The sequence below is a fragment of the Hyphomonas oceanitis genome, from assembly GCF_036964545.1.
Lineage (GTDB): Bacteria > Pseudomonadota > Alphaproteobacteria > Caulobacterales > Hyphomonadaceae > Hyphomonas > Hyphomonas oceanitis.
This window is the reverse complement of the sequence record NZ_JBALTL010000003.1, coordinates 157554-174732: the sequence shown is the minus strand read 5'-3', so window position 1 is coordinate 174732 and position 17179 is coordinate 157554. Positions and strand designations below refer to the sequence as shown.

General features: G+C 62.4%; 17 protein-coding genes. 11 read left to right on the top strand and 6 right to left on the bottom strand.

All coding sequences use genetic code 11. The features are described 5' to 3' along the window. The first annotated feature begins 33 nt into the window (after positions 1 to 33). Entirely contained in the window at positions 34 to 516 is a 483-nt protein-coding gene (locus V7651_RS10000; RefSeq protein WP_035538490.1) for an Hsp20 family protein, read from the top strand. A gap of 54 nt (positions 517 to 570) precedes the next feature. On the opposite strand, the gene V7651_RS09995 is transcribed toward V7651_RS10000, so the two are convergent. Continuing rightward, on the bottom strand, positions 571 to 1572 hold the full coding sequence (locus tag V7651_RS09995; RefSeq protein WP_335613112.1) for a glutathione S-transferase family protein: 1002 nt from the start codon (positions 1570 to 1572) through the stop codon (positions 571 to 573). Between the two features lie 133 nt (positions 1573 to 1705). Between V7651_RS09995 and V7651_RS09990 the strand changes: the two genes are divergently transcribed. After that, positions 1706 to 2755, top strand: a complete 1050-nt coding sequence (locus V7651_RS09990; protein ID WP_335613111.1) for a glycosyltransferase — start codon at positions 1706 to 1708, stop codon at positions 2753 to 2755. Here the strand turns inward: V7651_RS09990 and V7651_RS09985 are convergent. The 3 genes from V7651_RS09985 to V7651_RS09975 all read right to left on the bottom strand — a co-directional run bounded on the left by V7651_RS09985 (position 2752) and on the right by V7651_RS09975 (position 5130). Then, positions 2752 to 3207 carry a bifunctional diaminohydroxyphosphoribosylaminopyrimidine deaminase/5-amino-6-(5-phosphoribosylamino)uracil reductase RibD gene (locus tag V7651_RS09985; protein WP_335613110.1) on the bottom strand — a complete coding sequence of 152 codons (456 nt, stop codon included), beginning with the start codon at positions 3205 to 3207 and terminating at the stop codon, positions 2752 to 2754. The genes V7651_RS09990 and V7651_RS09985 overlap by 4 nt on opposite strands. Next, on the bottom strand, positions 3204 to 3917 hold the full coding sequence (gpmA, locus tag V7651_RS09980; protein WP_335613109.1) for a 2,3-diphosphoglycerate-dependent phosphoglycerate mutase: 714 nt from the start codon (positions 3915 to 3917) through the stop codon (positions 3204 to 3206). Before gpmA ends, V7651_RS09985 begins: the two co-directional genes overlap by 4 nt. A 70-nt stretch (positions 3918 to 3987) precedes the next feature. Then, positions 3988 to 5130, bottom strand: a complete 1143-nt coding sequence (locus V7651_RS09975) for an AGE family epimerase/isomerase (protein WP_335613108.1) — start codon at positions 5128 to 5130, stop codon at positions 3988 to 3990. Positions 5131 to 5261: 131 nt separating this feature from the next. On the opposite strand from V7651_RS09975, the gene V7651_RS09970 reads away from it, so the two are divergent. Continuing rightward, positions 5262 to 5858 carry a hypothetical protein gene (locus V7651_RS09970; protein ID WP_335590282.1) on the top strand — a complete coding sequence of 199 codons (597 nt, stop codon included), beginning with the start codon at positions 5262 to 5264 and terminating at the stop codon, positions 5856 to 5858. On the opposite strand, the gene V7651_RS09965 is transcribed toward V7651_RS09970, so the two are convergent. Further along, the gene (locus V7651_RS09965) at positions 5855 to 7594 is read right to left on the bottom strand and encodes an amidase (RefSeq protein WP_335613107.1); all 1740 of its coding nucleotides are present in this window, start codon (positions 7592 to 7594) and stop codon (positions 5855 to 5857) included. The genes V7651_RS09970 and V7651_RS09965 overlap by 4 nt on opposite strands. A gap of 106 nt (positions 7595 to 7700) precedes the next feature. Here V7651_RS09965 and V7651_RS09960 point away from each other — a divergent pair, with 106 nt between their 5' ends. The 8 genes from V7651_RS09960 (at position 7701) to V7651_RS09925 (ending at position 16195) form a co-directional block, all read left to right on the top strand. Further along, the gene (locus V7651_RS09960; RefSeq protein ID WP_335613106.1) at positions 7701 to 9863 is read left to right on the top strand and encodes a prolyl oligopeptidase family serine peptidase; all 2163 of its coding nucleotides are present in this window, start codon (positions 7701 to 7703) and stop codon (positions 9861 to 9863) included. 104 nt (positions 9864 to 9967) lie between these two features. Further along, positions 9968 to 10558: a GNAT family N-acetyltransferase gene (locus tag V7651_RS09955; RefSeq protein WP_335613105.1), complete on the top strand. Its 591-nt coding sequence runs from the start codon at positions 9968 to 9970 to the stop codon at positions 10556 to 10558. Between the two features lie 188 nt (positions 10559 to 10746). Further along, on the top strand, positions 10747 to 12225 hold the full coding sequence (gene ffh, locus V7651_RS09950; protein WP_035538508.1) for a signal recognition particle protein: 1479 nt from the start codon (positions 10747 to 10749) through the stop codon (positions 12223 to 12225). Then, positions 12226 to 12540, top strand: a complete 315-nt coding sequence (locus tag V7651_RS09945; protein WP_034737740.1) for a chorismate mutase — start codon at positions 12226 to 12228, stop codon at positions 12538 to 12540. 33 nt (positions 12541 to 12573) lie between these two features. After that, positions 12574 to 13044: a 30S ribosomal protein S16 gene (gene rpsP / locus V7651_RS09940; RefSeq protein ID WP_035538511.1), complete on the top strand. Its 471-nt coding sequence runs from the start codon at positions 12574 to 12576 to the stop codon at positions 13042 to 13044. Between the two features lie 161 nt (positions 13045 to 13205). Further along, positions 13206 to 13922: a beta/gamma crystallin-related protein gene (locus V7651_RS09935; protein WP_335613104.1), complete on the top strand. Its 717-nt coding sequence runs from the start codon at positions 13206 to 13208 to the stop codon at positions 13920 to 13922. 42 nt (positions 13923 to 13964) lie between these two features. Further along, positions 13965 to 14501 (top strand): ribosome maturation factor RimM, encoded by a 537-nt coding sequence (rimM, locus tag V7651_RS09930; protein WP_035538513.1) that lies wholly within the window; start codon positions 13965 to 13967, stop codon positions 14499 to 14501. A 77-nt stretch (positions 14502 to 14578) separates the two neighbouring features. Further along, positions 14579 to 16195 (top strand): beta/gamma crystallin-related protein, encoded by a 1617-nt coding sequence (locus tag V7651_RS09925; protein ID WP_335613103.1) that lies wholly within the window; start codon positions 14579 to 14581, stop codon positions 16193 to 16195. 12 nt (positions 16196 to 16207) lie between these two features. Here V7651_RS09925 and V7651_RS09920 read toward each other — a convergent pair whose 3' ends face one another. Continuing rightward, positions 16208 to 16957, bottom strand: coding sequence for a glycosyltransferase family 2 protein (locus V7651_RS09920; RefSeq protein WP_335613102.1), 750 nt, complete (start codon positions 16955 to 16957; stop codon positions 16208 to 16210). Positions 16958 to 17179 lie beyond the last annotated feature (222 nt).

Sequence of the window (17179 nt, the reverse complement as noted above, 5' to 3'; positions counted from 1 at the left end):
CTCACAGTTGCTTCAGACTAGAGGACTGTTTCCATGAGCAATATCGATTTGACCCCCCTTTACCGCACGATGGTTGGCTTTGACCGCATGGCCACGATGATCGACACCGCATCGCGTCTCGACGGTACACAGGGCTATCCCCCTTATAATATTGAGCGTTCAGGCGAGAATGCCTTCGCCATCGAAATTGCCGTTGCCGGATTTACCGAGGCGGATCTCGACATCGAGACCAAGGAAGGCCAGCTGACGGTCGCCGGCAAGAAAGGCGAAAACGAGGATGGCGACGGACGCGAATTCCTGCATCGCGGCATTGCGCAGCGCAGTTTCATTCGTCGCTTCCAACTCGCCGATCACGTGATCGTGACCGGCGCCGCGCTCCACCATGGTGTCCTTCGCATCGATCTGGTGCGCGAGCTTCCTGAAGAAAAGAAGCCCCGCAAGATTTCGATTGGCACGGACGAAGCCCGGTCTGAGCCGAAGCTGATCAGCAAAAAAGCGGCAGGCAGCGCCGCCTGATTCTGCAGCTTTCATGAAATGAAGAGCGGCGCGTCCCACGGGGCGCGCCGTTTTTTATGCCTTGGCAAGGTGTTTGCGCGCACCCGTCCGCTCAAGGAATTTATTGAGGCTCTCATCCCCGGCGGTGGTCGACACAGCCGCGCGCAGGGATTTGAAGGAACGCGCCGCATAACGCTGCGTGCCCTGTTCAAAAGCGCCGTCTGTGAGCGTGACGGAAAAGCGCTTGCGATTGCGCGACGCGCTGGCCGCGTTGGCACTTGCCCATGGCAGGTAAGTGACGCTGAGTTCGCTCTCGAAAAGCGGGGCGAGCGTTTCTTCCAGTGCGCCGAGATCTGCGAACGGACCGCCTGCCTGTGGGGCTTCCATAAAGGCGCACCAAGCGGCCACGAAGGGCGCGCGATCGCGGAGCCAGTTACCAGGCGTCGGGTCCAGCAACATCTGCTGGAATTGTGCAGCAAGGGCAAAGTCTGCCACGGAGGGACGCGTGCCGAAGAGGCAGAGATGATTCGTCAGATGGTCATTCAAGCAAAGGGCAAAGCGGCGCCAGGAGGCGTCGAGGGTTGCGGTATTGTCTGCCTCGGCGCCGACCAGTGAAAGCCGCGCGGTCATGCGCTCGACAATCTGCTTCTGCGGCGCCTTGCGGGCGCGCGGCGGCTTGCCGTCATAGAGCTGGGCGAGGACGCGCAAGGCGGCGGCCTCGCGGTCTGGCGACTGGCCCCAGCGCTGTTGGAACATGCATTTGTTCAGCCATTCGTCGGCAAAATCCTCAAGGATCAGCGCGAGCATTGCGCAGGCTGGTTCATCAGGAACCGAAGAGGGCTCTGGATGGTCAGCCTCGATCGCTGCCAGCATGGCTGTTGAATCCTGGCTGACGGGCCGTGTCGGTGAAACGAGGAGGGGAACGGTCGCGATGGTCTGCGCATTCGCCTGGAAATCGGCCTCATTGCTGCGCGAACGCGTGACCCATTCGAAGGGTAATTCCTTGTAGGTGAGGAAGGCTTTCACCTTGAGCGAGTATGGAGACGTGTCTGCGCCAAACAGACGATAATTGGTCATAACGCTACCCTTCAAGTCTGGCCCCTCTCTAGGGACTTCACCCCGAACTGCCAAGCAGCGTTTGCCGCCTGCGCCGATAATGGGTATGCGCTCCATCAAATGCTGGGGTGGCAGGAAATAAAGGACGAATGAAATGCGTGTAATGCATGTCATGGCAGGCGCGGCAGAAGGCGGCGCGGAAAACATCATGCTGGAATCGGTGCTGGCACTTGCCGAGACCAATCTTGCGCAGCACGTCGTGACGCGGCCTGACAATGCGTTCCGGATTCAGAAATTTCGCGAGGCTGGCATCGGCGTCGATGTGGCCGCGTTCAACAATAGCTGGCCCTTCCCGACGCAGCGCGTGATCGCGGACGCCATCAAGCAATTCGAGCCGGACGTAATCGAATACTGGATGGGCCGGGCCGGACAGTTTGCGCCAAAACAATACCGCACACGGTCCATCGGCTGGTATGGCGGCTATTACAAGCTGGCGCGTTTCAAGAATTGCGAATGGCATGTCGGCCTGACGATCGACCTGCTGCGCCATATCCGCGAACAAGGCGTCAGCGATGAGCGCTCGGCCATCGTGCATACATATGCCGATTTTACCGGCGCAGACCCGGCGAGCCGCAAGGCGCTGAACACGCCAGAGGATGCACCGGTCGCGCTCGCACTGGCGCGCCTGCACGAAAAGAAGGGCCTTGATACGCTGCTCGATGCGACGGCGAAGATTGACGGGCTCTATGTCTGGATCGCGGGCGAAGGCCCGCTCGAACAGGAACTGAAGGCGCATTGCACGCGGCTTGGCCTTGATGACCGCGTGCGCTTCCTTGGCTGGCGCAATGATCGCGGCGCGCTGCTGGCGGCCTGCGATGTTGTCGCCTTCCCGTCGCGCTATGAACCCTTCGGCACCGTGACGGTGGATGCCTGGGCGGGGTCACGCCCGCTGGTCGCCGCGGATGCGGTTGGTCCGGCGGCCTATGTGAAGGACGGCGTCAATGGCCTGCTCATTCCGAAGAATGATGTTGATGCCCTGGCTGACGCCTTGCGCAAGGTTGTGACGGACAAGGATCTGGCGGCGAAGCTGGTGGCTGGCGGCCGCGCCTCCTATGAGGCGCAGTTTACCAAGGCTGTCTTCCAGCGGGATTCAATTGCGCTCTATGAAAAGATCGCTGCCCATGCAGGGCCGTTCGCGGGCTAGGCCTTGGCGGCATGGACCGTCTGGAAGAAGCCCCGGTAGAGACGCGCTGCAACGCGCTCGCCGAGGCCGATCTCGACGCGGGTGCCGGCCTGGCGGAGGGCAGTGATTCCGCCTTCAGCCAGCGGATGGGGATCGCTAATCGCGCAGACCACGCGGGCCACGCCGGCGTCTTTCAGCCTGGTGGAGCAGGACGGGGTGCCGCTTGAGCGCTCGCGGCAGGGTTCCAGCGTGACATAAGCCGTGCCGCCGAGGGCGCGCGGGCCGGCTTCGTCGAGGGCAATCTCTTCGGCATGGGGGCGTCCGCCCAATCCGGTGACGCCGTCGCCAATGATGTGGCCGTCGGCGTCAAGGATCACGCAGCCCACCGAGGGGTTTGGTCCGGTCAGGCCCTGATTGAGGCGCGCAAGGCCGAGGGCCCGGCCCATCATGCGCCGGTCGCGGCGTTTGCTCATGGCAGCTCGGGCAGCGGCGTGGCGCGCGCAGGATCCAGATAGCGAACCGAAACAGGTTTCAGATTGGCGTCCAGATCGATCAGGAGCGGATTGCCGGTCGGAATCTCGATCCCGGTAATGGACTCATCGGGCACGTTGAAGAGGTGTTTCACGAGGGCACGCAGCGAATTGCCATGGGCGGCGATCACCGTGTCTGTTCCGGCGCTCAGGACAGGCGCGATTTCGCTGGTCCAATAGGGCAGCACGCGCTCAAGCGTGGACTTCAGGCTTTCCGTGGCCGGGACATCAATGCCCTTGTAGCGCGGGTCTTTCGCCGGATTGTACTGGCTGTCTTCGTCGATGGGGGGCGGTGGCACATCATAGGAGCGGCGCCATACGTGCACTTGTTCGTCGCCGTGCTTGGCGGCGGTTTCGGCCTTGTCGAGACCTGTCAGTCCGCCGTAATGGCGCTCGTTGAGCTGCCAGTTCTTCTCGACCGGTACCCAGACGCGGCCCATTTCAGTGAGCGCCATCCAGAGCGTGCGGATGGCGCGGGTCTGGACGCTGGTGAAAGCTGCGCGGAAGTCGGCATCGACGCCCTTGAGCAGCGTGCCGGAATGGCGGGCCTCGGCCTCGCCTTTTTCGGTGAGGTCTGCATCCCACCAGCCGGTGAAGCGGTTCTCAAGGTTCCAGGCGGATTGTCCGTGGCGGACAAGGGCGAGTTTGGTCATCGGTCGGCTTTCCTCAAAACGGCATCACTTCAGGCGACTGGCGCCCTTTTCGGGGTAAAACATCAAAGATTCAAGCTTTCATGACCCGGATGAGCTCGGCGAAGGCAAGAACGACGTGGTAGGTCGTGGAGGCGGGCATGAATGTCGAGAGGATGTCGCCCTCGGCGCCATAGTGATCGATCCAGCCGCCATCGGGCGTCAGGAATTCGTCCATGATGACGTCAAAACTGGTGCAGGCGGCTGCGGCGTGACGCTCGTCCCCGGTGGATTCCAGCATGCTGAGATGCGCCTTTAGGGCCTCGGTCTGGGACCATGTGCGACGGGAGCCATCGAAAGGCTGGCCCTCGCGGGTTACTTCCACGCAGGCCCTTCCATCATCATCAAGCGTGGCACAGGCAAAGTCGTAGAGCGTGGCTGCCGCCGGAAGGACCGGCGTATCGGTCGCCGCCGCATAGGCATGGAGCAGCCAGACCCATTCGAACTGGTGGCCCGGCTCGACAATATCGGCGTCGCGGCCTTCTGGCGTGGACCAGTCCGGCGCAAAGCGTTCGCCCAGTAAGCCGCCCGGCCCTGCCGTGAAGCGCGTTTCGAAAAGGGCGATCAGTTCGGCAGCGCGGGCGAGATGATCGCCGTCAGGATCGACCTTGTGAAGGGAAAGACAGGCCTCCAGCAGGTGCATGTGCGGGTTTTGCTCGCGGATGCCGGGGCGGGGCAGGATTTCGGCATATCCGCCATTCAGGCGGTCACGCATCTGCCGGTCGACGGCATCGAGCAGGGCGCCGGCACTCGCGCGGGTTTCGCCCGTGCCGCCAAGCGCATCGGCGGATTCGGCGATGGCAAAGAGTGTGAAGGCAATGTCATAGAGATCGGGCGTTTCATCCAGAAGGCCGCTGCCATCAGGCTGGAGCGTGCGGCCGACAAGGCCGTCATCGCGGCGGGCGAGGCCCGTCAGGATACCGAGGCCGAGCTCAACCCGGTCGCATGACACGTCCGGGCGCCAACCGAGCCGCAGGGCTTCTGCGAAGACATAGGTCTGCCGGGCCTGGACGCGGACACGGTTCTCACGGGCATCGGTGATATTATGGTCAAGCTCAAGCCCCTCGCGGAACAGGCCGTAACTGTTCACGCCACGCTCGGCCCAGAGAGGAAAACAGGCATCCGCAAGCCATGTGCGGGCTTCCTTGGCCCGACGCTTCAAGGCTGACCTGGACATTGGGACGGGTCCTCGAAATGCATGTGAAGCCGAGCATACGGCTCGCCAAACCGATTGCGCACCTGCTATCAGCAGATGCTATGATTGGCCAGCGCCCTTGCGCGCATTGCCGGTAGCAAAGGACGCTTCGCATGCGAGACAGGTTATTCTTCCCGGCTGCGCTGGTTGTTGTGGGCCTGATGGTCTTCTTTGCCATCCGTCCGGCTATTGGCGCCTTGCCGAGCGGCACGGTGACCGGCGACGGCGCGCATTATGACAAGATCGTCGTCGAGGGAGACTATCTTCACAAGATCTATGCGGGCGGAAATGCCAAGACGGAATTGATCGACGGCCCGGATGGGGAACGCCTGCTACTGATACAGGCGGATACAGGCGCGTTGCGCGATGAGCCGGAACTCGGCCCGCATTTTCGGCTCGCGGCCGATATTGAAATCCAGTTTGCGGGCCAGACCATCCGCACGATCGTGCGTGCGCGCCCGGCCGACGACAAGGGCGCCATGCAACTCGCGGTGAATTATTCAGCCGGACGCGTGGGGGAATCGGGCTGGAAAATATTCGATCTCAAACCCGGCTTCGAGGATTTCAGTTTCGACTATGACGTTCCCATGATCGAGGGCGATCAGGGTGTGGACTATCTGGGTCTTCGGCCCGTTGTTCCCGAGAAGAGCCGCGCAATCGTCATTGAGCGCGTGACATTCGAGCGGATCGGAAGATGGAAGACTGACTAAAATACAGGTCTCTCGGTGGATACACCCAGCGCCTGTTCAAGCGCGCGCCCGAAAGCCAGCATCGGCCCTTCCCTGAAGAGGGGCGCCCAGAGCGAAATGGCGACCGGTGTGCGGGCCTGCGGTGCGTCGGGGTTCGCCTCTGTATCGAACAGTGTCCTTGGTTTGGTCATCTCAAAGCCGCAGCGCAGGACGAGGCAGGGATGCCCGGTAAAATTGGTTGGCGTGAGCATGCCGCTCGAATAGCTGGGGCCAATCACGACATCCACATCTGCGAAGGCCTCATGCATGGCCTGCATCCAGAGACGGCGCAGGCGGTCCGTCTGGATCAGGTCTACCGCGCTGATGAACCGGGCGCCACGAAAGCTGTTCGGCCAGGCTTCCGGATCCTGCCACGTCAGTTCGTCATCGCGGCCTGACAGCGTGAGGCTTTCAAAGGCGGCTGCCGCCTCAGCCGTCAATTGCAGCGAGAGCGGTTCGGAGGGCAGGTTCGGCACTGTGAAGGGGACGAGTGTGGCGCCGAGACCTTTTGCCGTCTCGATCGCATTCTTCTCCGACTCGGTGGCCTCCGTCAGCCAGGCAGGATCAAACCCGAGGCGCAGGCCGGTGATGGGCGTGCGAAAGTCATAGGTGAAGCCGGCGGCGATGGAGCCTGCATCGGCAGGATCGAAACCATTGATCGCCTCCAGAACCAGCGCGCAGTCTTCGACCGAGCGGGCAATCGGCCCGCATTTGTCGAGTGACCAGCAAAGCGCCATGCCCCCTGCCCGGCTGACCCGGCCGAAGGTGGGCCGGAGCGCTGTCGTTCCGCAGCGCATCGAGGGCGAGACAAGCGAGCCGAGGGTTTCAGTGCCGATCGCAAAACCGCACAGGCCTGCTGCCGTGGCGCTGGCCGAGCCTGCACTGGAGCCGGACGATCCCTCGCGGGTATCGAACGGGTTGCGCGTCACACCGCCAAACCAGACATCGCCATAGGCCAGCGCGCCGCATGTCGTTTTTCCAAGCAGGATGGCGCCGGCATCAGACAGTTTGCGTACAATGGCGCTGTCGCCTTCAGAGGCGCGTGTCTTGTAGGGCGCCGCGCCCCAGGTTGTGGGCGCGCCCTCGGCATCGAACAGGTCTTTCAAGGCGTAGGGAATGCCATGCAGGGGCCCGCGCACCTTGCCGACCGCGCGCTCGGCATCCATGGCGTCCGCTTCGCGCCGGGCCCGTTCAGCCATGACGGTCACAAAGCATTCGAGCCTGGGGGCGATGATCTCAATGCGCTTCAGGTAGAGATGCGTCAGCTCCCGGCTGGAGATAGCACCGGCTGACAGCCATGTGCGCAGCTGGGTCAGCGAGGCAAAGGCGACATCTTCTTCGCCCGGCATGGCAGCGCTCACAAAGGGCATGACGCTGACGCTGGAGGTTTCGGTCAGGCCATAGTCCATGCCGGGCAGGCGGGGATCGAACACGGTTGCCGGGGCGAGGCTGTTTGGTTTGTCGACCTCCCGCAATTGCTGGAGGGCGCCGAGGCGCGCTTCGAGATCGGCCACCATCTGGGCGCGTTCGGCATCTGTGTAGGTTATGCCTGTGAGCGCCTCGGCGTCGCGGATCGTTGTGGCGGTGATACCTTCCGGCCCTGGCGCGGGCTCGGGTTTGCGGGAGCAGGCAGCGGCGGCCAGCCCGGCGAGGCCAGCGCCTGCGCCGAGGAGGAGGTTGCGCCGTGACGGTGCGTTCTTATCGAATATCCTGTCCATATGTCGTCCCCAGTTTGCCATCGCTCAAGCGCCCTATTATGTCGTGCATTCCCGTCAGGCGACGAGTCAAAACTTGAACGAAGCCGAATTTCCGAGGAGCCGAGCCATGCTGCGCCGTTTTATTCCGCTGCTGACCCTGATGATCGCCGCCTGTACACATACGCCTGAAATGGAGACTGCCTTGCCAGACGCCCCCGCCGAAAGCCCGAAAGCCGCCGAGACCGATCCAAACCTCTGGCTGGAAAACGTCGAAGGCGAGAAAGCGCTGGCATGGGTGCGCGCCCAGAATGAGCGCAGCCTCGCGAAGCTGCAGGCAGACCCGCGCTATGCGAAATATGAAGCCGCAGCGCTGGATGTTCTGACCTCCGATGCACGCATCCCTTACGGCACGGTGCGCGATGGCATGGTGTACAATTTCTGGCAGGATGATGTGAACGTGCGCGGCCTGTGGCGGCGGACGACGCTTGAGAGCTACGCGACAGACGCGCCGGAGTGGGAGACGGTTGTCGATTTTGACAGGCTGGCCGCCGACGAGGATCGCAACTGGGTCTATACGGGCGCCAATTGCCTGCGCCAAAAGGGCAAGCCCGTGCGCCATTGCCTCGTGTCGCTGTCGGATGGCGGCAAGGATGCGGTGATCAATCGCGAGTTCGACCTTGAGACCAAGACGTTCGTCGAGGACGGTTTCGTTACGCCTGAGGCCAAGCAGGGCATCTCATGGGTCGATGCGGACACGCTGCTGATCGCTTCGGACTGGGGCGAAGGTACGGTCACGGCATCGGGTTATCCATTTGTCGTAAAGCGCTGGAAGCGGGGAACGCCGCTGTCTGAGGCCGAGGAAGTGATCCGCGGAACGCGGGAGCATGTCGGCGTGTGGCCATCGGTAATGGAGCTTGAAGACGGGCGGGTTCTGCAGGGGGCGGTAAAGTCAGAGACTTTCTTCACCCATTCCTTCTGGTGGTTGCCGGAAGGCGAGACGACGCCTGTGCGCTGGCCGATCCCGCTGAAATCCTCGCCGGAAGGCATCTACAAGGGGCAGTTCCTGCTGTCGCTGGAGGAAGACTGGGCGCCGGAGGGACAGGACACGGCGTTCAAGACGGGCGACCTTGTGGCCTTTGACGTGAATGCGTTCCTCGAGACGCGCGTCTTGCCGGAGGTCAGCCTCGTGTTCCGGCCGAATGCGGCGCAGGCGGTGAATGGTGTTGCTGTGGCCAAGGGCGCGGCGCTGCTGTCGATCAATGATAATGTGGCGAGCCGTGTGCTGCGTCTGGAGCCCGGCGCAGATGGCTGGACGACGGATGCGCTGGAGCTGCCGGGTGCGGGCCAGGCGGGAATCGTGTTCGCGAATGAGCATGAAGAGACCGTGTTCCTGACCTATCAGGACTTCCTGACGCCGGATTCCCTGCTCGGCTATGACATCGCCACTGGCGAAGTCTCGACCGTGAAGAGCCTGCCGGGCAAGTTCGATGCGTCGGGGCTTGAAGTGGAGCAGTTCTTTGCGGTGTCGAAGGACGGAACGAAGGTGCCCTATTTCATCGTGCACAAGGCCGGGATGACGCTGGATGGCAGCACGCCGACGCTGCTTTATGGCTATGGCGGGTTTCAGGTGTCGATGAACCCGTCCTACAGCCCGGTTACGGGCCGGCTCTGGCTGGAACAGGGCGGCGCTTATGTGCTGGCGAATATCCGCGGTGGCGGCGAGTTTGGCCCCGCCTGGCACCAGGCGGGCCTGAAGCTGCAACGCCAGCGCGTCTTTGACGACTTCATCGCGGTCGGTGAGGACCTGATTTCCCGCAAGGTGACCAGCCCTGAGCATCTCGGCATCATGGGCGGTTCCAATGGCGGCCTCTTGATGGGCGTGATGCTGAACCAGCGGCCGGACCTCTGGAATGCAGTCGTGGTGCAGGTGCCGCTGCTCGACATGATGCGCTATCACCTGCTGCTGGCGGGGGCATCGTGGGTCGATGAATATGGCTCGCCGGATGTGCCTGAGGAGCGCGCCTTCCTGGAGACGATCTCGCCCTACCAGAATTTCGATGCGTCCAAGCCCTATCCGGAACCCTTCTTCGTCACCTCGACCAAGGATGACCGGGTGCATCCTGGCCATGCACGCAAGATGGCGAAACTGTTCGAGGAGGCAGGCCTGCCCTTCCTCTATTACGAGAACATTGATGGGGGCCACTCGGCGGCGGCGAACCAGACGGAACGGGCCAAGCGTACCGCTTTGGAATTCACCTATTTGTCGGAGCGTCTGTTTGAGACGAAATAAGTCTTGTTTCGGAACTAATTGACGTGTCGAGTTCCAAATCAGAACGTATAACCATTCTTTCGCGAGGGGCTTGCCAGTTTCTCAATCCGTGAGACCTTTGGGGCATGCGCCTCGACGAAAAGGACTTTCACAACGACGTGGTCCGGCTGGATCTGCTGGAGGAGAGCGACCGTGCGCGGCTCGAAGCGTCCGGTGCGGTGAAATCCATGTGGGACTGGATGCCCGTTATACCCACGGGCACGAGCTTCCACGCCTATTTCGATTTCATGCTGGCGCTGAAGCAACAGGGAACCATTATTCCCTTTTCTGTTACCCGGCAGTCTGACGGCGCGTTTGCTGGGGTCATTGCGTATCTCGACGTATCGCGCACACATCGACGTGTCGGTGTAGGCTATATATGGCACCCGCCGGATATGCGGGGCACGGTCGTGCCTGTGGCGACACAAATGGCGATGATTGGCCGGGCGTTCGGTGCCCGTATGCGCCGGATTGAGTTCCCGATTGCGGCGGCCAATGAACGCGCGATCAGGGCGCTTGAGCGGCTGGGGGCTCGTAAGGAAGGCGTATTGCGCCGGTATGTGCGCCTCGCGGACGGATCCTGGGGCGACCTGGCGGTGCTTTCGCTCGTGGATGCCGAGATCCGCGGGGCCATCGACCTCCTGAAGGACCGGGTCGCAGAGATGCAGCTGGCTTGACCTAGCGGGCCCCTCATGCTTTAGGCGCCGCTACATCCGCGCAAAATACAGAAGCGCGCTTTGACTGATCCATGAGGTCAGCGAGGCCCCCCGCCCGGCGAAGGTTCGCTCAGCGGGGCTTCATGCTTTGTGCGTTCGGTTTGAGCGCCTATGTCTGTCCTCACAGACAAATGGTAAAGGAGTGGCACATGTTCGACGCTTTGAGCGATCGTCTTGGCGGTATTTTCGACGGCCTGACCGGCCGCGGCGCGCTGTCCGAAAAGGACGTGAATGCCGCGCTGCGTGAAATCCGTGTGGCCTTGCTCGAGGCCGACGTTGCCCTGCCCGTGGTCAAGGATTTCATCGACAGCGTGCGCACCCGCGCCGTTGGCGAGGAAGTCGTCCGCTCGGTGAAGCCTGGCCAGCAAGTGGTCAAGATCGTCTATGACGGTCTGGTCGAAATGCTGGGTGGGACGGAGGCTGAAACCGGCCTGCGCGTCGACAACCCGCCCGCGACGATCATGATGGCTGGCCTTCAGGGCTCGGGTAAGACGACCACGACGGCCAAGATCGCGAAACGCCTGTCGGAAAAACAGCGCAAGCGCGTGTTGCTCGCCTCGCTCGACGTGCGCCGCCCCGCGGCCATGCAGCAGCTGGCGATCCTTGCCGACCAGTGTGGCGAGAATGTTTCCTCCCTGCCGATCATCGAAGGCCAGCTGCCGGCGGATATTGCCCGCCGCGCCGTACAGGCCGCGAAGATCGGCGGTTATGATGTCCTGATCCTCGATACTGCCGGCCGCACGACAATCGACGAGCAGATGATGAGCGAAGCGGCCGAGATTGCCGACATCGCCAAGCCGTCCGAGACGCTTCTGGTCGCTGACGCCCTGACGGGTCAGGATGCCGTGGAAACCGCACGCCGTTTCCATGAGCGCCTGCCGCTGACCGGCCTTGTGCTGACACGGATGGACGGCGACGGTCGCGGCGGCGCGGCGCTTTCCATGCGCGCGGTTACCGGCCTGCCGATCAAGTTCCTCGGCGTGGGCGAAAAGCTCGACGGGCTCGATGCATTCGATGCGAGCCGCGTGGCAGGCCGCATCCTCGGTCAGGGCGACATTGTCAGCCTTGTCGAAAAAGCCTCCGAGCAGATGGACGCCGAAAAAGCCGAGCGCATGGCCGCGAAGCTCAAGAAAGGCGAATTCGACCTCGAAGACATGGCCGACCAGCTGCGCCAGATGCAGCGTATGGGCGGCCTTGGCGGCATCATGGGCATGATGCCCGGTGCGCGCAAAGCCAAGGAAGCCATGGCCGGCGCCAATCTCGATGACAATGTGCTGAAGCGCCAGGAAGCGATCATCCTGTCGATGACCAAGCAGGAACGCCGCAAGCCGGCGGTTCTCAATGCGTCGCGCCGCAAGCGGATCGCCGCAGGCTCGGGCACATCGGTTCAGGAAGTGAACAAGCTGCTGAAGATGCACCAGCAGATGGCCGGCATGATGAAGAAGATGCGCACCAAAGGCGGCATGAAAGCGATGATGGGTGCGGCCTCTCAGGCTGGCATGTCACCGGCTGATCTTGCGCGCATGGGTGGTGGGCAATTGCCGCCGGGCATGGGCTCAGGCGGCATGCCGGGCGGACTGCCCGGTCTTGGGGGGGGCCTTCCGGGCCTAGGGGGAAAGAAGAAATAGATGACGAACGCAGACAACACGCTTGCCCTGTTCCAGCTGAACCAGCTGCGCGCCAGTATCGACAATATGGACGCGATCCTCGTTCACACGCTGGCCGAGCGCTTCAAGGCCACGAAGGAGGTCGGCAAGCTGAAGGCGCTTCACAATATGCCGCCCGCTGACAAGTCGCGGGAAGCCCAGCAGATCGAGCGCCTCCGGCGCCTCGCCAATGACGCAGGCCTCGACCCGGCCTTCGCCGAGAAATTCCTATCCTTCATCGTGGCGGAAGTGATCCGCCACCATGAGCAGATCCGCAGCGACGAAGCTGAACTTTAATTCCAGAGACGACACTTTACAGGAGTAACCCCAATGTCCCTCAAGATCCGACTCGCCCGTGGCGGGTCCAAGAAACGCCCTTTCTATTCGGTTGTCATCGCTGACGCCCGCGCACCACGCGACGGTCGCTTCATCGAGAAAATCGGCGTCTATGACCCGCGTCTTGCGAAAGATTCCGGTGAGCGCGTCAAGATTGACGGCGTGAAAGCTGCCGAATGGCTAAAGAAGGGCGCCCAGCCGACTGACCGTGTTGGCCGCTTCCTGTCGCAGATCACGCTCGAAGGCGAATCCGCACCGATCTACACATGGACCGCTGGCAGCAACCCGAAAAAAGGCGAGCCAGGCAAGAAAGCCCAAGACCGCGTGAAAGAGCGCGCCGACAAGGCGACGGCTGCGTCTGAAGCGGCTGCTGCCGCTGCTGAAGCCGCTGCGGCTGCGGCTGCCGCGCCTGCTGAGGAAGCACCGGCTGAAGAAGCTGCTGCTGAAGAGACAGCTTCGGAATAGGCTTTCCGCCTGTATCGTATCTGAAGGGGCCAGTGCAGATCGCACTGGCCTTTTCTGTTTGGGCCGGCGCACGTTTGCGGCCTGAACGAGGGGCAACAGGGAACCTTGTCCCGGTTCAGTTCGCTTAGCCTAGACATGAGGCTGACCGAAAGGAGACCGCTATGAACAGGTTGACCCACTACCGAAATGGCGCGCTCGTCGCCGCAACAATTGCTGCCCTTGCCATGCCGGCGCAGGCCTCGCCGCATCGTGACGCTTATCGCGGCGGACACGGCGGCGCTGTTCTTCACGCCGACGGAAACTTCCGGGGCGACGCCATGGAAGTGAATGGCGCTGTGCCAGACCTCTCCCGCGTTCGCTTCAACGACCGTGTCTCGTCGATCAGCATCGGCTCAGGTGTCTGGGAAATCTGCTCTGACGCGAACTTCAAGGGCCGCTGCGCTACAGTCGATACAAGTGTTTCGAGGCTCGCTGACCTGCGCCTGAACGACAATATCTCGTCCATCCGCCCGGCCGGTTATGACCGTGGACGCGGTGATCATGGCCGCCGATGGAATGGAAATTATGGTCGGGGCTCGGCAGATGTTGTTCTGTTCTCGAGTGGCGGACTGCGCGGCGACCCGGTGGAAATTAACCGGGACGTGGCTGACCTGTCGGCCTATCGCTTCAATGACAAGGCGAGTTCAATCCTTGTGACCCGCGGAACGTGGCTCGCGTGCGAACATGCCAATTACAGGGGCCGTTGCGAAGTGATCTCCCAAGGGTCGGGCGATTTGCGACCGATTGGTCTCAACGACAATATCTCGTCGATCCGTCGCTATGATACCCGCTACGGGGCGCGGAACGATTATGGCCATCATGACGGCTGGCGGCGGTAAACAGCTGTTCTCTCCAGCGCAGAGTGCGGCTAGAGAGGCGGCATGACGTCGAAATCTCAAGACAAGCTGATCGTTGTGGGCGCCCTGAAGGGCGCCCATGGCGTGCGCGGTGAAGTGCGCGTGAAGAGTTTCACGGCCGAGCCGGAAGACCTGTTCACCTATGGGCCGCTGACTGACGCCGCAGGCCGCGTCCTGCTGACGCCGCTGTCGGCGCGGCCCGGCAATGACCATTTCATCGTCGCCACACGCGAGCAGAAGCAGAAGGAAGAATGGGACGCGCTTAAAGGCGCCCTCCTGCATGTCGCCCGCGCGCAGCTGCCCGAAGCGGAAGAGGACGAGTTCTATATTGAGGATCTTGTCGGGCTTGATGTTGTCTCTGAGGGAGATGCCGTCGCAGGGCGCGTGAAATCGGTGCAGAATTTCGGCGCGGATGATCTGTTGGAAGTGCAGCTGCTGACGGGTGGGCACAGTGTCTTCGTGCCGTTCACGCTGGCGGATGTGCCTGAAATCGATTTTGAGACGCGGCGCGTAAGCATCCCCGATCTGGCCAGCTGGAGCGAGCCGGAGCCTGATCAATAACAGCCCGCGCGGCGCATGTTGTGAATGGTTCAGGTGTCATGCCCCATGTTACGATCTGTAACTGAGAGGTTTTGGCCATGCTTGCCACGCTCCTGCGCTTTGGCGCCCTGATCGCCCTTCCCTTCGCCATCACTGGTGTGGCGGCGGCGCAGTATGGCGACGATGTCCAGGACGAGGCGGCGCTGATCCTCTTCGGCGGCGAGAATTACACCGGACCCGCCGTCAACGTTTTCGACCCGATCTATTCCCTGCCGGATATCCAGTTCAATGACCGTGCCCGCTCAGTGGCCGTGCTGTCGGGCGCCTGGGAGCTTTGCGAACATAGCGATTTTACCGGGCGCTGCGTGTTCCTGCGCGAGGACGTGCCGGACCTTCGCTATTTCGGCCTTGATGGCGAAGTGTCGTCGGTGAGGCCTATTTATGAGTATACTGATGCCGAGAACGGGCTGATGTTCGTGCGGGATGAGAACGGGTATATCCGGTACGCAGACGACGCACAGTATGGGTATGATAACTATTCCCACGGTTATGGCGCGACGACGCGGGTGCAGGTCTACCATTACGGCTATTCACCGGCTTACAGGTCTTACGGATATTATGACCCGCTGGCCGGTTTCGGGCCATATGGCTTTGGCTATTCGCGCGGTGGTTACAACACCTATCGCCCCTATCACCGGAAGCCCAGGCCCCTGCGCGGACACTATGGTGCGCGCGATGCGGACGCGACGCTGTATGTCGATTCCAAAGGCCGGGGCGCGTCCCTTGGCATCAATCACGGCGTCAGCGATCTCAGCCGCTACCGGTTCAATGACAATGTCTCGTCGCTGAACATCAAGTCCGGCAAATGGGAAGTCTGCGAGCACGCAAATTTCAAGGGCCGCTGCGAAATCATCGACGCCTCGACCGGCAAGCTGAACGGCATCCGCCTCAACGACAATATTTCATCGATCCGCCCCGTCGGTGGTGACCGGGACAATCGCGGCGACGGACGCGATCGCGGACACCGCGGCGACAATGATCATCGCGGGGGCAATGATTCCGCCGGGCGTGACAGGGGTGGCCGAGGCGACCAGCCACGGGCTGACAGGGGCGAACGCGGTGATCGCGGCCAAGGCGGGCCGGGCCGCCCGGGCGGCGGTCGTGCTTCTGACACGCTTGCCGGCGCACCCGGCGTTGTCCCTTCCCTGCCTGACACGACATTGGGAAATCGTCAGCCGCGTGAACAGCGTGGTTTCGTGCCGCCAGATCCAATCAGCAAGACGGTACAGCCCCCACGGCAGGAACGCCCGCGAGGCGATGCGACCCGGCGTGACGTGCCGCGCATCCGTGACGCAGGCGACCGGCGCGGCAGTGATCAACAACGGGCCCGGCCTGACCGGCAGGTTGAGCGCAGACCCCAGCCGCAAAGCCAGGAACGCCCGCGCGTATTGCCACAAACGCCCGCGATGCAGTCCCGCCAGCCCGTGAGGGCACCGGTGAAGGTTGCCCCGCAAGTCAGGACGCCTACGCCGCAAGTTCGGGCCCCTGCCCGCGCCGCCCCTGTGCAGACGCCTGTCAGGGCGGCGCCCCAGCCGCGGCCACAGGTTCAGGCCGCGCCGGTCCAGCGGCAGCAGCGGTCACAGCCACGGGCCGATCCGCGTTCGCCAGCTGGAATCAAGGCGCGCGACAAGGCCCTGCGCGGTGACAAGCGCTAAGGCGTTGATGGGCTAGTTGGCGCGCGGGTCGTTCCATTCGGCCGGGATGCCGTAGCCACCGCGCCGCGTCAGCCAGAACATGCCGATAAGGTCGAACACGCCTGCGCCGAGACGGCCGAGAAATCCGTATTTCGATACGCCGGCCAGGCGCTCGCGGTCATTGACCAGTTCCTCGCGGACATCCCATCCGGCGCGCTTGATGAGGGCCGGCAGGAAACGGTGCATGGAGGCAAAAAACGGCAGGTCGCGGAAGGCCCGCGTGCGGATCAGCTTCCAGCCACAGCCTGTGTCTGTCGCATCGTCGCGCAGCACGAAACGGCGCACGCCATTGGCCACACGCGACTGTAGCCACTTGAAGCCTGAATCGTTGCGGCTGTTACGCTTGCCGGCAATGATGCCGAGCCGCGCCGGGGCGCCGGGCGCGATAATCTCGGCCCAGAGGCGGGCCGTGTCGTGCGGGTCGTTCTGACCGTCGCCATCCAGCAGCTGGACCCATTCGCCGCGTGCCGATCTCAGGCCGCTGAAGAGGGCGGCAGACTTGCCGCGCCGGGCGACATGATTGAGCACCACGACCGTATGCGGGTGGCGGGCTTTGGCTTCGGCGAGTTCCATGCTGGTTGCGTCAGCGGAACAGTCATTGACGCAGATGATCTCGAAATCGATTCCGGCCAGCGCCGCGTGAATCTCGTCGATCACGGGATGCACGTTGCCTTCCTCATTGAAGAAGGGAATCAGGACAGAAAGTGCCGGAGTGTTTGCCATCTCTCCTCACGTATAGAACATGTCCTTCCAGCGCAATTTACGCCCTCAGAATGCACGGATAAAAGTCCGGAAAATGCCCGTAAACACCCCGGTGACACTACGTAGCCAACCCGAACAGCCCGAAAGGCGAGACGACCACACTGCACTTCAGGGGGAATGCGATGGTGACGAATGGGAAGTTCGGCCTGTTTCGCGACTGGCCGCATTCAAATGCGCCAAGCC